This window comes from Thalassotalea euphylliae (assembly GCF_003390395.1).
Taxonomy (GTDB): domain Bacteria; phylum Pseudomonadota; class Gammaproteobacteria; order Enterobacterales; family Alteromonadaceae; genus Thalassotalea_F; species Thalassotalea_F euphylliae_C.
This window is the reverse complement of record NZ_QUOV01000001.1, coordinates 529,579-546,603: the sequence shown is the minus strand read 5'-3', so window position 1 is coordinate 546,603 and position 17,025 is coordinate 529,579. Positions and strand designations below refer to the sequence as shown.

General features: G+C 44.3%; 17 protein-coding genes. 12 read left to right on the top strand and 5 right to left on the bottom strand.

Going from position 1 to position 17,025, the window contains the following annotated elements; translation table 11 throughout:
• Window positions 1-5 precede the first annotated feature (5 nt).
• Complete coding sequence (locus DXX92_RS02450) at window positions 6-1,751, top strand: sensor domain-containing diguanylate cyclase (RefSeq protein WP_115998976.1); 1,746 nt, start codon at window positions 6-8, stop codon at window positions 1,749-1,751.
• Between the two features lie 31 nt (window positions 1,752-1,782).
• Here DXX92_RS02450 and DXX92_RS02445 read toward each other — a convergent pair whose 3' ends face one another.
• Window positions 1,783-2,595, bottom strand: a complete 813-nt coding sequence (locus tag DXX92_RS02445) for a class II aldolase/adducin family protein (protein WP_115998975.1) — start codon at window positions 2,593-2,595, stop codon at window positions 1,783-1,785.
• A gap of 520 nt (window positions 2,596-3,115) precedes the next feature.
• On the opposite strand from DXX92_RS02445, the gene DXX92_RS02440 reads away from it, so the two are divergent.
• The 9 genes from DXX92_RS02440 (at window position 3,116) to DXX92_RS02400 (ending at window position 11,131) form a co-directional block, all read left to right on the top strand.
• The gene (locus DXX92_RS02440) at window positions 3,116-4,933 is read left to right on the top strand and encodes a DUF885 domain-containing protein (RefSeq protein WP_115998974.1); all 1,818 of its coding nucleotides are present in this window, start codon (window positions 3,116-3,118) and stop codon (window positions 4,931-4,933) included.
• A gap of 96 nt (window positions 4,934-5,029) precedes the next feature.
• Window positions 5,030-5,917, top strand: a complete 888-nt coding sequence (locus tag DXX92_RS02435) for a prenyltransferase (protein WP_115998973.1) — start codon at window positions 5,030-5,032, stop codon at window positions 5,915-5,917.
• Window positions 5,918-6,087: 170 nt separating this feature from the next.
• Complete coding sequence (locus tag DXX92_RS02430; protein ID WP_115998972.1) at window positions 6,088-6,717, top strand: dUTP diphosphatase; 630 nt, start codon at window positions 6,088-6,090, stop codon at window positions 6,715-6,717.
• A gap of 158 nt (window positions 6,718-6,875) precedes the next feature.
• Window positions 6,876-7,523, top strand: coding sequence for a DUF2726 domain-containing protein (locus DXX92_RS02425; protein WP_115998971.1), 648 nt, complete (start codon window positions 6,876-6,878; stop codon window positions 7,521-7,523).
• Window positions 7,524-7,671: 148 nt separating this feature from the next.
• Complete coding sequence (locus tag DXX92_RS19285) at window positions 7,672-8,205, top strand: type II secretion system protein (protein WP_115998970.1); 534 nt, start codon at window positions 7,672-7,674, stop codon at window positions 8,203-8,205.
• A gap of 48 nt (window positions 8,206-8,253) precedes the next feature.
• A complete protein-coding gene (gene mtnN, locus DXX92_RS02415) occupies window positions 8,254-8,964 on the top strand; it encodes a 5'-methylthioadenosine/S-adenosylhomocysteine nucleosidase (protein ID WP_115998969.1) in 711 nt (236 codons plus the stop codon).
• Window positions 8,964-9,935: a cobalamin biosynthesis protein CobD/CbiB gene (locus DXX92_RS02410; protein ID WP_115998968.1), complete on the top strand. Its 972-nt coding sequence runs from the start codon at window positions 8,964-8,966 to the stop codon at window positions 9,933-9,935. The genes mtnN and DXX92_RS02410 overlap by 1 nt, the downstream gene beginning before the upstream one ends.
• Before the next feature lie 158 nt (window positions 9,936-10,093).
• Window positions 10,094-10,492: a rhodanese-like domain-containing protein gene (locus tag DXX92_RS02405; RefSeq protein WP_115998967.1), complete on the top strand. Its 399-nt coding sequence runs from the start codon at window positions 10,094-10,096 to the stop codon at window positions 10,490-10,492.
• Between the two features lie 9 nt (window positions 10,493-10,501).
• Window positions 10,502-11,131, top strand: coding sequence for a trimeric intracellular cation channel family protein (locus tag DXX92_RS02400; protein WP_115998966.1), 630 nt, complete (start codon window positions 10,502-10,504; stop codon window positions 11,129-11,131).
• Between the two features lie 69 nt (window positions 11,132-11,200).
• Here the strand turns inward: DXX92_RS02400 and DXX92_RS02395 are convergent, their stop codons facing one another.
• The 4 genes from DXX92_RS02395 to tyrS form a co-directional block, all read right to left on the bottom strand.
• Window positions 11,201-11,524, bottom strand: coding sequence for a ribonuclease E inhibitor RraB (locus tag DXX92_RS02395; RefSeq protein WP_115998965.1), 324 nt, complete (start codon window positions 11,522-11,524; stop codon window positions 11,201-11,203).
• Window positions 11,525-11,675: 151 nt separating this feature from the next.
• The gene (locus DXX92_RS02390) at window positions 11,676-12,314 is read right to left on the bottom strand and encodes a hypothetical protein (protein ID WP_115998964.1); all 639 of its coding nucleotides are present in this window, start codon (window positions 12,312-12,314) and stop codon (window positions 11,676-11,678) included.
• Complete coding sequence (locus tag DXX92_RS02385; RefSeq protein ID WP_115998963.1) at window positions 12,304-12,921, bottom strand: DUF4136 domain-containing protein; 618 nt, start codon at window positions 12,919-12,921, stop codon at window positions 12,304-12,306. The genes DXX92_RS02390 and DXX92_RS02385 overlap by 11 nt, the downstream gene beginning before the upstream one ends.
• A 120-nt stretch (window positions 12,922-13,041) precedes the next feature.
• Window positions 13,042-14,241: a tyrosine--tRNA ligase gene (tyrS, locus tag DXX92_RS02380; RefSeq protein ID WP_115998962.1), complete on the bottom strand. Its 1,200-nt coding sequence runs from the start codon at window positions 14,239-14,241 to the stop codon at window positions 13,042-13,044.
• 168 nt (window positions 14,242-14,409) lie between these two features.
• Between tyrS and DXX92_RS02375 the strand changes: the two genes are divergently transcribed.
• Entirely contained in the window at window positions 14,410-15,822 is a 1,413-nt protein-coding gene (locus DXX92_RS02375; RefSeq protein WP_428977354.1) for a peptidoglycan DD-metalloendopeptidase family protein, read from the top strand.
• 10 nt (window positions 15,823-15,832) lie between these two features.
• Window positions 15,833-16,972, top strand: a complete 1,140-nt coding sequence (locus tag DXX92_RS02370; protein WP_115998961.1) for an anhydro-N-acetylmuramic acid kinase — start codon at window positions 15,833-15,835, stop codon at window positions 16,970-16,972.
• Window positions 16,973-17,025 lie beyond the last annotated feature (53 nt).

Genomic DNA, 17,025 nt, shown 5'->3' with positions numbered 1-17,025 from the left:
AATGCGTGCAGCAACCTAAGCACCCCAAGCAACAAAGTATCCGCGCTATTACCCTTATCACCACCTTCATGGGTGCCGTGATTCTATTGTCTGTTTTTGCCCTAAAACAAATTAAAGTAAGTACCACAGAGCAGATCAGAGACAACTTGCAAACCTTGCTACTGACGGTACAAGAGGCCCATCAAATACTCGTTGAGCAACGTCGTTTTGCCGTCTCTAGCATTGCAGAAACAGCCGCTATCGTAGCCGTAACCAAGCGAATCCTATACGAATACCACAGCGACTTTCCACTTGCAGATAGTGAAAACCTGCGAGCGTTTAGGCAATTTATTCTGCCTATTATTCGCAAGTTTGGCGATCAGGGCTTCTTCATCATCGCTCCTGATTACGCCAATATCGCGGCAATGGATAACAATAGCTTAGGGCGTGAAAATATTATTGCACGCCATAAGCCAGAGCTGCTTGCCAAAGTTTTTAATGGTGAAACCACCTTTATTCCACCGATTAAAGCCGATAAAGAAGCAGCGACAATGTTTATCGTTGCCCCTATGCTTGACAGTCAGCAACAGGTTATTGCTGCTCTGGCGCTACGCATCAATCCGAGAAGGTATTTTTCTAGCGTTACCACCATTGGCCGCATTGGTGAAACAGGTGAAACCTATGCCTTTGACAAGTCAGGCACTTTACTTACCGAAAGCCGCTTTGATCAACAACTGCGCGATCTAAACATAATTAGCGATAATCAAAGCAGCAGTTTTAACGTACTAATTAAAGATCCCGGCGGCGACTTAACACAAGGCTATAAAGCTAAGCTACATTACGAACAACGACCCCTTACGCTGATGGCCGCACAAGCAACACAAGGTAAAAGCGGCACCAATACCGAAGGTTATCGAGACTATCGCGGCGTGCCTGTAATGGGTGCTTGGATTTGGGATCATAAGTTTCAATTTGGGATTGCAACGGAAATTAACGTAGAAGAGGCGTTAGAGCCCTACTACAAAACCCGCAACACTTTTATTCAAGTATTGAGCATATCTCTGGTCATGGTGCTCTTACTGCTCAAATTGATTTTTCACTTACAGCGACAACATCGCAACCGAATCGAACAAACCAATGCTGAGCTTGAACAGCGGGTAAAAGAGCGCACCGCAGATTTAGAAAAAATGCAAAAAGAGCTGTCGGAAGCCAATGAGGAGCTGGCGATGCTAGCAATCACCGATAGTTTAACGGGGCTATACAATCGCCGCCATTTCGACAATCAGTTGAGCTTAGAGTGGCAGCGGTGCTTACGTGACAATAAATCGTTAGCAATTATTTTGTTCGACGTCGATCACTTTAAGCAATACAACGATCATTACGGCCATTTAATGGGTGATATGTGCTTGAAAAATATCGGTAGTTTGCTCAATGTTTCCGATATCACTAAGCGGCCAAGTGATATTATTGCGCGTTACGGCGGAGAAGAGTTTATTGTCATGCTGAGCAATACCGATCGCGACTATTGTACTCAAGCCGCAAATGCAATCTGCCAAAAAATACGTGACCTTGCCATTCCTCATGAATTCAGTGGAAAATCGCCACAAGTGGTGACCGTCAGCGTCGGGTTTATCATTTGTGATAATTTGGAATCATTAAGGCCAAATCAGCTAGTTAGTCGTGCTGACATTGCGCTTTACAGTGCTAAAGATGGAGGACGAAATCAAGTCGTGGAATATCACGACGACCAGCGCATTGCCAGTCGCCGCTAATACGCTCTAGCCATAGCCCAAGCTATATGCTCTAATTTAAAAAGCTATCATCTAACGCAAGCGCTTGTGCGTACATTGGTTGATAATTGCCCCAAGTCACATAATCAGAGCCATTCACTTTTTGCGTTTGTGCCGCTACTTGCTCTGGGATCAAGGTTAACTCACCCGCCCCTTGTGCTAATAATTGGCTATGGCAACAGCTATCCATAATCACGAAGTTTGCCGTTGCAGCATCAACCGACTTGCCAACAGTAAGCAGGCCATGATTTTGCAATATCACACCGGCTCCTTGCCCTAGCGCCTCAGCGATTAAATCACCCTCTTCAGTAACCGCTACAACGCCAGTAAACTCTGTAAATACGCCATGATTGTTATAAAACATACAAGCGTCTTGCGAAATTGGCGCCAACTTAATGCCCAATGAAGCAAAAGCTCGCCCGTATGTGGTGTGTGCATGAGCAACAGCATTCACGTCCGGGCGCGCTTCATGGATACGTGAATGAATAGCAAATGCCGCATTGTTGATGGCATAGTTCCCTTCAACAATATTTCCCTTGTGATCAACACGAACTAAATCTGACGCTTTAATTTGCGAGAAGTGCACAGCCAATGGATTGACCCAAAAAGTATCCGGCTCAACGGCATCGCGCACGGTAATATGCCCTGCCAACCCTTCATCAAACCCCTTCATTGCAAATACGCGAAATGCTGATGCTAAACGCTGCTTATCATATTGACGTTGCGCCATTTTATCTTCAAACACAGGCGGTTTAGGTACGCCAAATTGCTGGCTACCCCGCGTCATATTTTCGATATTCGCTTCTGGCTTTACTAATTCACTCATTTCTCGCCCCCAGGAGTTTTTGCCTAAAGCAGCTAGGCTGCTAGTGTATTGTTATACCAATTTGACTAATTATTTAGTCTCTCAGAATGACATAAGCAGCATTAGAACAAACGAAATTTATGACGATATAGTTGCTCTACATCAATTGAATTTTGTGCAGTTATCATGCTGCTTATGCATTCCCACGGGCGAGTTTTAAAAGCTCATATACTGCGTTATGCCGTTTGACAAGGGAATAACCATTCTCTGCACGCCAAGCCTTGTCTATGAGCCTTTAAATTCTCGCTGAGTGGTCAAATAATTATTCAATTTGGTATTAAGATACTAGTTATTCGTCAGACAAATACCAATGATATAAATGAATAGGAGTTTATAAGTTTGATGCATGACTATGCCATTGAATTTAGTCTGCCATACGAGGGCTAACTCGCTGATATTTATGTACTCAAGGCAATGCAAAATGCTAGGCTAAGTTGGCTAGACTCAAAAGAAGTATAAAAAACCAATAAAGAGTAAAACCATGATAAAAACATTCTTGAAACGCCTATTGCTCGGCCTGCTGGTCATACTGATCGCCGCAGTAGCCTTTGCCACGCATGAATGGAAAGCAGAGAAACCATTTATGTTTCGCGCTTTTCTGGATCGCACGCTGATCCAATTTGCTTTTGAAAGCCCTGAAACACTCACGTCACTTGGCTTTTTAGAGTCACTTGGCATCAAGGGGCACAATGCCAAGCTCGATGACAACAGCCCTCAAAGCACTGATGAGTTATACGAAAAGCTGCCAAAGATCAAAGAAGTACTGTTAAGTTACGATGACGAAAGCTTGTCAGAAAGCGATCAGTTGTCAAAAGAAATTACCTTGTATTTACTCGAGTTTGGCGAGCAATCTGAGCCATTCCGCTACCACAACTACCCTGTTAACCAATTATTTGGTGTGCAAAATGGCTACCCAAGCTTTATGGAAGCACAACACCAAGTACATAGTGTTGAAGATGCTGAAAATTATCTCGCAAGACTTGAAGCTGTGCGTGTTAAATTTGCACAAACATTAGCGGGTATTCAACTTCGTGAAGAAAAAGGCATATTACCGCCACGCTTTGTTGTCGATCGCGTACTGGATGAAATGACCACATTTGTCGCCACGCCAGCACAAGAAAATATCCTTTACACCTCGCTAAAAACCAAGCTTGATGACGCTGCAGATGTTAACGAGCAAGATAAGAGCCGACTTCTCGCCAGTGCAGAGCGCAATATTATCGATTATGTTTACCCTGCCTATGATTTGTTTATTGAGTATTTTGAACGCATTAAACCGCGTACAGGAGAAGACGCAGGTTTCTGGCGATTACCTGACGGCGACAAAGCTTACCAAGCCGCATTAAAGTTTTTCACCACCACAGACTACACTGCCGACGAAATTCATCAGATTGGTTTATCGGAAGTCGCGCGTATTCAAGCTGAAATTCTTGCAATTTTAGCGAATGAAGGTTTCGATACGAGCCAAGGATTTAGTCAAGCAATCGAAGCACTCGCAGCAGATGAGCGCTTTTATTATGAAGATAGTGACGAAGGTCGCGCACAAATCCTGAAAGACTATCAAAAAATTCTTGATGAAATTGAAGTTGGCATAGATAGCGCGTTCCGCATTCGTCCAAAAGCTGGGATGGAAGTTGTTCGTATTCCGGAGTTTAAAGAAAAAACTTCGCCAGGCGCATACTACCAACAACCGGCGATCGATGGCTCACGCCCTGGCCGTTTTTTTGCCAATCTTTACGACATCAAAGCAACGCCAACTTACAGCATGCGCACTTTGGCCTACCACGAAGGCATTCCAGGACACCACTTCCAGATTGCGATTTCAATGGAACTAGAAGGTTTACCCTTTATCCGCAAAATCTCGCCATTTACTGCCTACACTGAAGGTTGGGCGCTTTACACTGAGCAGCTCGCATGGGAATTAGGTTTCCAGGAAAATCCGTTTGATAATATCGGACGCTTGCAAGCAGAGCTATTTAGAGCCGTACGCTTAGTAGTTGATACTGGCATTCATGCCAAACGCTGGACCCGCGAACAAGCCATTGACTATATGAAAGCGAATACTGGTATGGCGCAGTCTGACGTTGTCTCAGAAATTGAGCGTTACATCGTTATGCCAGGTCAAGCAACCGCTTATAAAGTAGGAATGATGAAGATACTTGAACTGCGCGAGCAAGCCAAAGCAGTATTGGGCGACCGCTTTGATTTACGCGATTTCCATGACGTTGTCTTGAAAAATGGTGCGGTGCCACTGGATATTTTAGAGCGTCTGGTACAACAATATATTGAAAGCACTTAATACTTTAATCCTCAGATAAGTTTTTGATTAAAGGTTAGTAGGGGGCATCATTGGATGCCCCTTACTTTTTCTATAACCTAACGTGAGAGCACTGTGATGGAGCAAGTCAAAGCGGCGTTCATGACCATGCGCCCACCTTTTCTGTTGTTAACACCCATCTGTATTGGGCTGGCAGCAAGTATGGCAATGGATCATGGTTATGGCATCAATATTTTTGTACTTTCCCTAATTTTCAGTTGTGCACTGTTAGCACATATTGCCGTCAACACCCTGAATGAATACCTAGATTTTCAAAGTGGTTTAGACCTGGCAACGAAACGCACACCCTTTAGTGGTGGCAGCGGCGCGCTCGTCGCAACTCCCAGCGAAGCCAACTGGGCTCGTAACATTGCCATTACCTGTATAGTGCTTATTGTGCTCATTGGCGGTTACTTATGTGTTACTCGTACTTGGCTATTGTTGCCGCTTGGCCTGATTGGTTTAGCTGTAGTAATTCAATACACACGTACCCTCAACACTTTGCCTTGGCTGTGCTTTATTTCACCGGGTGTTGGCTTTAGTTTGATCATTACGCTGGGAAGCTTTTTAGCACTGACCTACACAATAACATTAGATGCGCTGCTAATTGCAGGCATCAGCTTTTTTCAAATCAACAACCTTTTATTACTGAATCAATTCCCTGACACAGAAGCAGACGCAGCTCATGGCCGCAACACCCTGCCCATTCATTGTGGCGCCACCATAGCAAGCATGATATTGCTTGTTTCTACACTTTCTTCGTTCGCGCTCATTGCGGTATTAATCCAATTCAAAATATTGCCATTAAATGCCTATTGGGCGCTTGTTACAATGCCATTGGCAATTGTTAGTTGTATTGGTGCATTTGTTTACGGCTTTGAAATTGGCAAGCGGCCAGCCTATTTAGCGTGTAACGTTGTCGTGGCATTAGTCACACCAACAATACTAGCTATTAGCCTGTTGTAACGACTGTTGCCCACATTCCCATCGGCAAAAGACTATTGCTTAAGGGAAGTGCAAACGGGCGAGAGAAAGCTGAGCTATTCGCCCGACAAACCCTTCAAAAAGTTGCATGCGAAACACGGCTTAGGCACACTATAGCCTTTGATTTTAAAGACCCCATAAAAGAGATAGTAATGAGCACACAAATAGTCGCGACCACTCAAATAAGCCAAATGCTGGCCATGCAAGATGCGATGAATAGCCGAGTAAGCGAGACTTGGCGCGAAAATGGCTACGAATGGTACCGTGCCATTTGGGTTGAGTGCGCAGAAATGCTTGATCATCATGGTTGGAAATGGTGGAAGCACCAAGAAATTGACGTTCCACAAGTACAACTAGAGCTCGTTGATATTTTTCATTTTGGTTTAAGTTTGCGTTTGATGACAGGTGCTAGCGTTGATGACATTGCATCATCGCTTACCAATGAATTAGCAACAGCTAGCGAAGAAACAGACTTTAAACTGGCGCTAGAACAGCTCGCTTCAGCAGCTGTAAGCCAACGTGAATTTGACGCCCAAGCGTTTGCCGACTGCATGCGTTTGATGAACATGAACTTAGACGAGTTATTCCGTCAGTATGTGGGCAAAAACACCCTGAACTTCTTCCGCCAAGATTATGGCTATAAAGAAGGCACTTACATCAAAGTGTGGCACGGTAAGGAAGACAACGAAGTATTAGCTGACGTTGTGAGCAAGCTTGATAGCAGCGCAAACGACTTCCAACAACAGGTTTATGATGCACTAGCAGCAAACTATCCTAGCTAAGCTCAGCTTGGGATAGTCAGTCTTATTCACAGCTAAACGGAATTTGACTAACAATACCAATCCACATAAATAAGCTCCATCAAAGATCTCTGGCACGTATTCTGCTTTAACAGGTTTATAAAGAACCCCGTCAAGAATTTGAATACTTGGAGATGTTTATGGAGCTTATCCTTTTTGCCCTAATCAGTTTAATTGCAATTGTTGCCGTATTGGCTAGCCGATTAACGGATAACAGCTTTCCATTCCCATTTGATAGCAAGCCAGCTGTATACACAGCCGCTGAGAAAAACTTTCTTACGCTTGTCGAAAGTGCGCTTGGCCCTGACTACCGTGTGCTTAACCGCGTAGCCTTAGCTGACATTGTCAATATTCGTCGCGGTGTCTCGAAAAAAGCCACTCAAGCTGCGCTGAAAAGCGCCAACAATAAATATTTAGACTTTGTTATTTGCCAACGTAGCACAATGAAGCTACTAGGCGCTGTTGATCTGGTAGACACTAACGGACGCGGTTACAAAGTGAAAAAAGATTGGTTTGTTAGCGGTGCGTTAGAAGCAGCCTCCATTCCACATGTGCGTATCAAAGTTAAGCCTAATTACACGGTTGAAGAAATTCGTGCTTGTTTAGGCAATAAAGTGCTTGGTCGCAGTGTAAAAACAATGCCGAAAGTCAAAGGTCGCGTTATTCCTGCGCCTATGGTGAAAGCACGCCCAAGAAATGCGGGGGTTATTACAGCCAATGCCGCTAAAGAAATGGCTGCTCAAACTCCATCTCTAGCCACGCCATCAATGGCGGCGATGCCCCACTAAATAGGCTTCAGCTAGTTCACTTAAACTAGCCTTTAAATTTCACTTTTTCTAGCTAGCCCAACTCTACCTGAGCTTCGGGCTAGCTTTGCTTTGCCCCGTCAAACTTGATAATCTTGCGCCCAATTATCGTTGTTAAAAAGTTGTAATTATGAAATCACGCCATCAGGGTTTTACCCTTATCGAACTTGTTGTTGTTATTGTTATTCTTGGCATTTTAGCCGCCGTTGCTGCGCCGCGCTTTATTGACCTTGCCTCTGACAGCCGCGAAGCCGTTATCGAAGGGGTAGCCGGAGCCATCGCTTCAAGTTCATCATTGGTTGCAGCCAAAGCACGCGTTGACAATATAGAAGACGGTAATATTACGGTGAACGGTAGCAACGTTGCGATCGAGCAAGGTTATGCCAGTGGTCACTGGGCTAACGCATGGCAATTCTTACTTAATGTTGGTCAAAACATTACTTTTACCAACCCCACTGCAGAGTGCACCATTAATGACTTGTGTGGTGTTGGTAACCAAAACACTGCCCCCAGCTTAGATTTCACACCAAGCCCAGCCAATAGCAACGGCTTGATGTTGGTTTGGCCACAAGGCTACCGATTAGCTGACGCCTGCTACGCTTATTATTTCAACCCTAAAACGGGTGCTGAGCCACGTATTGGCACAGTTACCAGTGGCTGTTAATGTGTAATGGCGTATAATCGCGCTAACTATTATTAACCGAGATTTCCGATGAAAGCAGGTATTATTGGCGCAATGGAGCCAGAGGTTGCCATTTTAAAAGCAGCCTTAACTAACCCAACGACAACCCAACACGGCGGCTTCGAGTTTCACGAAGGCCAGCTAAATGGGCACGATGTAGTTATTGTTCAATCAGGTATTGGTAAAGTTGCCGCAGCACTAGCTACCGTTTTATTGATCGACAAGTTTTCGCCTGATTATGTCGTCAATACGGGCTCTGCGGGTGGTTTTGAACAATCACTTAAAGTGGGTGATATTGTTGTTAGCTCTGAAGTACGCTACCACGATGTTAATCTTATCGTTTTTGGTTACGAAATTGGTCAATTGCCAGCTAACCCAGCCGCTTTTATTCCGCACCCGGCATTGGTTGAAGCAGCAAAAGCTGGGATTGAAAAACTAGACGGTATTAATACGCTAGTTGGCTTGATCACAACGGGTGATACCTTTATGACTGCCGATGAAGATATCGCTAAAGCACGTGCCAATTTCCCAACCATGGCAGCAGTTGAAATGGAAGGTGCCGCGATTGCACAAACTTGTCACAAATTTAACGTGCCATTTGTCGTTATTCGCTCAATGTCTGATATTGCAGGCAAAGAATCTCCAACCTCATTTGAAGCCTACTTGGAAACCGCGTCTGTTAACTCATCTGAGTTAGTGATCAATATGATCAACTCACTAGAGGGCGTGACTCTTAACTAATGGACTGGTTTGCCGCAATACCACCACAATTTGAAAGTATTGTTTTACTGTTGGCGGTATTACTGGTTAAGCGTGTGCTGCAAACCATTGCAGCACATAACCCCTGGCAATTTTTTCAATTCTTTTGTTTGCAACTGGCTAACAAAGTCAACAAAGCTGAAAACGGCCAAAGTCAGCAAAGCATTTCAGGCTTTGTCGCTGTTATCGTCACCTTCACCCCATTGTGGGTAATTCTATGGCTATTTGCCGATTTCGTTGCGATTCCAGAGCTCTGGCAGGGGCTATTGCTGTATTTTGCGCTTGGTTCATTAACGCTTGTACCCAACGCGAAAACGATTTCTAAAGCACTGCGCGCTGGCGATAATTATAAGGCCAAACAAACCCTTAAACGGCTTGTACTGCGAGACACCAGTCAGCTTTCTGCCATGGGGTTGTCCAAAGCAACCATTGAAGCGCTGATTATCAAACACATGCAACTTACGGTCAGCGTCATTGCGATTTATCTTGTGGGCGGCGCACTGGCGGCTATTAGTTATCGCTTACTGTTGGAAATGCATTACGCTTGGAACCCTAAACGCAGCAACATGATGCACTTTGGCGGCTTTGTAAATGCGCTATCACAGTTGATTACTTGGTTGCCGAGTCGACTTTTCCTGCTCGCCGGTTTGTTGTTATCTCTTGGCCAACAATCAACCCTGTTATGGCGATTAACCTTACCGAAAATATTCCAATTAAATAATGATGCTTTACTGCAGTTTTTTGCTATTGCACTAAATACCAAGTTAGCGGGTGTGGCTATGTATGAAGGTAAAAAATTAAGACGCATCGAGTTTAATCCTAAAGGGCGCGCGCCAGACATCAATACGATTAGTCAGGCTTACCAATTTATTGGGCGGATCAATACCCTACTGGTTATCTTAGTCGTTAGTTATTACGTGTTTGCTTGGGCAGCGAGCCAAAGCCTGAGCTAATTTGCTATTGCCTACATGCCATATACTGTTCGTGATCGTAACATCGCTATAATTAAACTGAGTAAAGTTATGCGACATACCTTTATACATAAAACTTGAGCGTCATAACCTAAGCTTTAAAAACTAGAAAATACTTTTATCTATTACTAAGGGTTCAAATGAATAAGTTAGCAGCTAGCCTGCAATTGCTACTCGTTACCGTTACCAGTTTTGTCTGGGCATCTGAGCGGCCAAGCGTGTCACAGGAGCACGTATTGAGCCTAGTCAATGCACCACTCACCAGTGGCTATACGCTGCTAGATGTGCGCACCGCAGAAGAATTTAAAACTGGCCATATTCAATCGGCAATCAATATTAGCCATACGGAACTGGCCAATAATCTCACTTTACTGCCAAGTGATAAGGCAGCCAACATCATTGTTTATTGTCGCTCTGGTAGACGGGCGGCAGTTGCTGAGCAATTACTTCGCAAACAAGGTTATTCCAATATTTGGCATTTAACTGGCGACATTATTGCGTGGCAAGCTAACGGTTTACCGCTGAAAACTTTGGAGTAATTGGGTTAAATGACCGAGTTGTTATTCTGGCTAGATATATTTGGTACGGTTGTTTTTGCCCTTTCCGGCGCACTGATGGCAGGACGCTTTAAACTCGACCCATTCGGCGTCATTGTGCTTGCTGCCGTGACAGCGATAGGCGGAGGCACCATTCGCGACATCATTCTTGATGCGCCCGTGTTTTGGCTGGCCAACAGTTACTACCTATGGGTGATTTGCTTAACGGCGCTGTTAACCATTTTATTTATTCGCCGCCCCAAACGTATACCGACACGATTTTTATTAATAGCCGATGCCTTTGGCTTGGCGCTATTTGCAGTGGTTGGTACGGAAAAGGCTTTGTCGCTAGGGGCCCCAATTCCTGCGGCAGTTGTTTTAGGCACTATCACCGGGGTAGCGGGCGGTATGATCCGCGATGTCTTGTGTAATGTTATTCCACTAATTTTACGACAAGAGATATACGCAACTGCTGCCATGTTAGGAAGTAGCTTGTTTGCCCTGCTCTCTTGGTATGGCCAAGATCACACTTTGACGTTGATTGCCGCGATTCTTACAACACTCTTATTGCGCCTAGCGGCTATTTATTGGCGAGTATCTTTGCCAGCCTTCCATATTCGTGACAAAGATAACAATAGCTGATTAGCGATAGAATTTGGCCTACTCGTCGTGGGTGCTGCTAATCACACACGACGTATTAACGAAAAACAGCTAGGCTTCAATGCCCCAGCCATCGTTGTAACCACTGAACTTGGCCGCAAGTTGCTCAAATTCGGCTTCTTGGGCGACGATCCCTTCATAGCTTGGTACCATGCGCACCGTACAGTCAACGTCCCAAACATTCGGCGTTTCATCGGGATGAAGCTCTACTACCATATCTGGCGCTACTGCTTGTAAGTGAGCAACCAATTGCTCCGCTTGCGCTTTTTGCTCAAATAATTGAAAAAACACAACATCATGCATTTCATTTAACTCAATGCCTGCTTGCTGCATTTCCTGCAGGACATTACCCGTTTCATCATTGGGGAAAGACATAGTAATTACACTGTTATCGGAAGATGTTCGGCATTATACCCAAGCCAAACGAAGATGCGAGCATCACTTGGTGACAATAGTTTATTGAAAATAGCTTAGCGGTAGTGGCTTAGTGAGTTCAATAATGTGTTTAGTAGGGATTGTAAGTGTTCTATTCAATGGAACACATATTGTGATGGCAAGTCAGTGAAAGCTCGCTAATTCGCTCTTCACATTCACTGTCATTTTGGCTGAACGTTTGCACAAATTGCGCTTTACTTAACATACTTTTACCTATGGTATTTACGGCAACAACGCAACCGAGTTCGATCGAGCTTGTATCAACAAAATGGCATTGACTAACATCTTGGCAAACTAAATTATTCAAGATGGTCTGTTTCGCTTGTTCTAATTGGCGCAAGCGAGCTAAGTCTTTTAATAGCTGTGCTTTCACCTTTGCCTCAACCTCACTTTCTGCGCTCTCCTCACTATTTTGAGTGGCTAGTGTTAGTTGCGACTGTTCAGGTGTAGGCAAAAGGTCATCAGTCAATTCAATTAAAGGGTTTATAGACTCAGCATGTGGTTGTGCTTCTAATGCCTGCTGGGCGCGTGGGCGTGTGGATTGGTGAGCAGGTTGGGATGCTTCTATCAATGCTCTGGTTTTGCGTTCATTTTCCTTGAGCATGTAACCTAACGCTAATAACACGCTAGTCAGCAAGGCTAGCACCACACAAGCAATAATCAACCATCTAAAAATTGCCTGTTGTAAGGTGTTTTGTCCCATTCGATCACCAGAAGATCTAAGTGGCATGCGAGGTAATCCATTGTTGAGTTTGGCTAAATTGCTTGAGCATTGCCGCGACCGCAAAACTAATTTTTGCATTCACTTCAATACTGGTGTCTTTCTCGTTCAGGCCAAGTGGGTAGTTCGTTCGCCAAATAGAGCGTCGATGTTTAGGCTGAATCACATCAATCACTAAACTCCCCGCTTTGATATCTAATCGCTCGGCACGCGTACCTGTTTTGCTATTCGTTAAACAGTATGAACAATAGTTAACGCCACGATTGTAGGTTTTAAAACTACGAGCACTGCGACGCATAACATAGTAGGTTACGATCACATCTGCTTCGCTGCTGTCTTTAAACGCGAAACCTTGGCTATCCATTGCTTGCTCGATTGCCAGCTCAATGCCATTACGCAGACTATCGCTGATTAGCTGCCAGTCGTTAAATTCGTCATTACGCTGGTACAAGCCATAGCTTTGCACTTGGCTAAAATCAAAAATCGGCTGATATTTCACAATGGCAATTTTAGGTTGTGAACTGCAAGCTGTTAGCAAGAAAAAAGCGCTAAGGCAGCACAAGCGGCGAGCAAACTTAGTGAATTGAAAAAAGCGTTTAGGCGAGCTGATTCGCATAGATTATTGTTTATTATTTAACGATTCTTGTCAGTTAGCCTACCGAGTGACCAAGAAAATACAAGCATAAAAAAACCAGCAAACTTGCTGGTTTTTTTAAATATCAATAAGGCTGATTTGTTACGCAGTTGTCACACGTGCAAATTTGCGTTTACCGACTTGGTAAACAGCCGTTGTACCACTTTCAACTTGTACTTTATTGTCTGCTACTTTCTCGCCATCAATTTTCGCAGCGCCTTGCTTAATCATACGCATCGCTTCAGAGGTACTAGCCACTAAGCCCGCTTCTTTCAGTAAGTTGGCGATGGCAATTACACCGTCTGTGGTGGCAACGGTTAACTCTGGCATTTCGTCTGGCATCGCACCTTTTTGGAAGCGGTTAATGAACTCTTGGTGAGCTGCATCTGCCGCCGCTTGATCGTGGAAACGTGCGATAATTTCTTTCGCTAATTCAATTTTCACGTCACGCGGGTTGGCGCCATCTGCTATTTGCTGCTTGAATGCGTCGATTTCTTCAATCGGCTTAAAGCTTAGTAGGTCGTAGTAGCGCCACATCAAATCATCAGAAATTGACATGATCTTGCCGAACATTTCCGTTGGCGTGTCAGTAATACCAATGTAGTTACCCAGTGATTTAGACATCTTCTGAACACCGTCTAAGCCTTCAAGTAATGGCATCATCAATACCGTTTGCGGGCGTTGGCCTTCCACTTTTTGTAGTTCACGACCCATCAATAAGTTGAACTTTTGATCGGTACCACCAAGCTCAACATCAGCTTCAAGTGCTACAGAATCCCAACCTTGAACAAGTGGGTACATAAATTCGTGAATGGCAATTGCTTGGCCGCCTGCATAGCGCTTTTTAAAGTCATCGCGCTCCATCATACGTGCTACGGTCTGGCGTGAAGCCAGTTTAAGCATGCCTGCAGCACCTAACTTTTCCATCCATGTCGAGTTAAATTCCACACGTGTTTTTGCAGGGTCTAGAATCTTAAAAACTTGCTCTTTGTAGGTTTCAGCGTTGGCAAGTACATCTTCTTGCGTTAACGGCTTACGAGTAACGTTTTTACCCGTTGGGTCACCGATCATGCCAGTGAAATCACCAATAAGGAAAATGACTTCGTGACCTAACTGTTGGAACTGACGTAATTTGTTGATCAGAACCGTATGACCTAGGTGCAAATCTGGAGCTGTTGGATCAAAGCCTGCTTTAATTTTTAATGGTTTACCTTGCTTGAGCTTTTCTAACAGCTCATCTTCTAGCAAAATTTCTTCGGCACCACGTTTAATTTCAGCAAACGCTTGGCTGACATCAGTCATGTAACTCGCTCCACATCGGTCAATATTATTCATCAATAGGTCGCCGATTCTACTGTAAATTAGGGGCTGGATAAAACCCTGTTACTGTTTAAGCTGTATTTTTTTGTTATAGTGGCACAATTGTTTTTGTTCCTAGTTGATCACTTGAGTAGTAGCCAATTGAAAAATATAAAAAATTTATATTTATCACTGCCTAAACAGCACAAGGTAGTGATCAGCGTAGTGTCCTCGCTACTTGTACTGTCGTTGCTGTTGCCATCAGAGAAAGCAACCGCCAGCAAACAAACACCTGCATTGGAAGTTGGCAAACGTTACCAAGTTACCGCGCAAGGTGTTGCAGAAGTCACGGCGAGTGAAAAATCACAAGGCATTACTCAAGAAAAAAGCTCAAAAAACACGCAAAACTCACCTACTGAAACACTTGCTAACAATTTACCGCAACCCACTGGTAAGCAAGAAATTGAAGCACCAGAGCCTAAAACGCCAGCATTAAAATGGCAAACAGCAAGGGTTAAAAAAGGTGATTCACTGGCTAAAATTTTTAAGCGTGCTGGCCTAAGTGCGCGCACCACTTATGAAATTGATAAGGCAGCCAAACAGCTCAAGAAAATTAACGTTGGCGATACGCTACGCTTAGGTAAAAACGAGCAAGGTGAGTTGGTGTCATTGGCTTATCCGCTGTCGAAAATCAAAACCTTGTACGTTGAGCGTATTGACGATAGCTACCAAACTCGTACTGAAGAAAAAGCAGTTGAAGTACGTGAAACCTTTGCGCATGGCATCATTAATTCAAGTTTTTGGAATGCAGGTATCAGCGCTGGCTTAGACGATAACCAAATTATCTCGCTCGCCAATATTTTTGGTTGGGATATCGATTTCGCGCTAGATATTCGCAAAGGCGACAGCTTTCACGTTGTTTATGAAAACCGCTATGTTGACGGTGAATACATAGGCCCAGGTAAAATTCTGGCGGCAGAGTTTGTGAACCAAAACGAAGAATTTAAGGCTATTCGCTTCACTGACGACGAATACTACACGCCGGAAGGCAAAAGTATGCGCAAGGCATTTTTACGAGCGCCCGTTAATTTCCGTTATATCAGCTCTAACTTTAAGCCTCGCCGCTTCCACCCTATCCAAAAACGTTGGAAAGCGCACAATGGCGTAGATTACAGAGCTTCAACGGGCACACCGGTAGTTGCGGCAGGCAATGGTAAAGTCACCCATTCGACTTATAACAAGTACAATGGCAACTATGTATTTATTCAACATGGCGACGGTATCGTTACTAAATACCTACATTTCTCTAAACGAGCTGTGAAAAAAGGCCAACGCGTTAAGCAAGGTGAAGTCATTGGATACGTTGGCTCAACTGGCATGTCACAAGCACCACACTTGCACTATGAATTCTTAGTTAACGGTACGCACCGTAACCCACGCACGGTTAAACTACCAGATGCAAAACCGATCGCGAAAAAGTACAAACAAGCATTTGCTGCCGTTGCACAAAAGCGCATTCAAGAGCTTAATGGCTCAAAGCAAGCGTTATTAGCCATGCAAGGCACCAAAAGCAACAACGGCTAAATGGCTGACAATGACGCGTTATTATGTTGGTTTAATGTCGGGCACTAGCGCCGACGGTATTGATGTTGCTCTTGTCGATTTCAGTCAAGGTAAACCCGTACTTGTCGCTAGCCATTATCAAGCCTATGACGAGATAACCCAGTCGCAAATCACTTCGCTTTATCTCAGCAGTGATAACGAAATAGAGCAAATGGGACGCCTAGATAAAGCGCTTGCTAAACAATTTAGCAGTGCGGTAAAAACATTGCTTATTAATGCGAACGTCGGTGCTGAGCAAATTATCGCGATAGGAAACCATGGCCAAACCATTCGCCACCGTCCGTCACTAGCAAGCCAAGAAGAAACACACCCTTTTACCTTGCAAATTGGCTGTAGCCAAACATTAGCCTGTTTAACTGGGATTGAGGTTGTTGGCCAATTTCGCTTAAAAGATATCGCACTTGGTGGCCAAGGCGCGCCGCTCGTGCCGCCATTTCATCAATTTCTTATAACTGGCACACCTGCGGCTAGTCATCACAATGTTATTGTTAATATTGGCGGAATCGCCAACCTAACTTTCTTACCAAGCAATAATCAAGATGTTCAAGGCTACGATACTGGCCCCGGCAATTGCTTACTCGATGATTGGTACCAACTGCATCATCAAGGCAATTACTTTGATAAGAATGGCGAGTGGGCAGCTTCAGGCACTTGCAATCAAGAATTACTAAACACCCTGCTAAGTCACGACTACTTCACACAACCCGCACCGAAAAGTACGGGGCGCGAAGTATATAACCTCGCATGGTTAAATAAGCATTTGGACAACCAAGCGCACAAGCCAGAAGACGTACAAGCGACCCTACTTAATTTGACGGCACGAACTATCGCTGATCAAATAAAGAAACTCACCTCAGGTTCAACACAAACCTGCGCAGTTTGGCTTTGTGGCGGTGGCCGTTTAAATTCGACACTTCAAAAGGCGTTAGCAAAAGAGCTTGATAATGTTTCTGTTGCTGCAATAGAACAACTGAAAATAGACGGCGACCAACTCGAAGCAATGGCATTTGCTTGGCTTGCCTTTGCTTATATCAACCAGCTGCCTAGTAACATGCCTGCCGTGACTGGCGCTGAAAAAGCAACTACACTTGGTGCACTATTCTCACCTTAACCACTAATTTTTAAGTACTTTTTAAAAACATTCCGAAAAGCTAGCAAGCTACT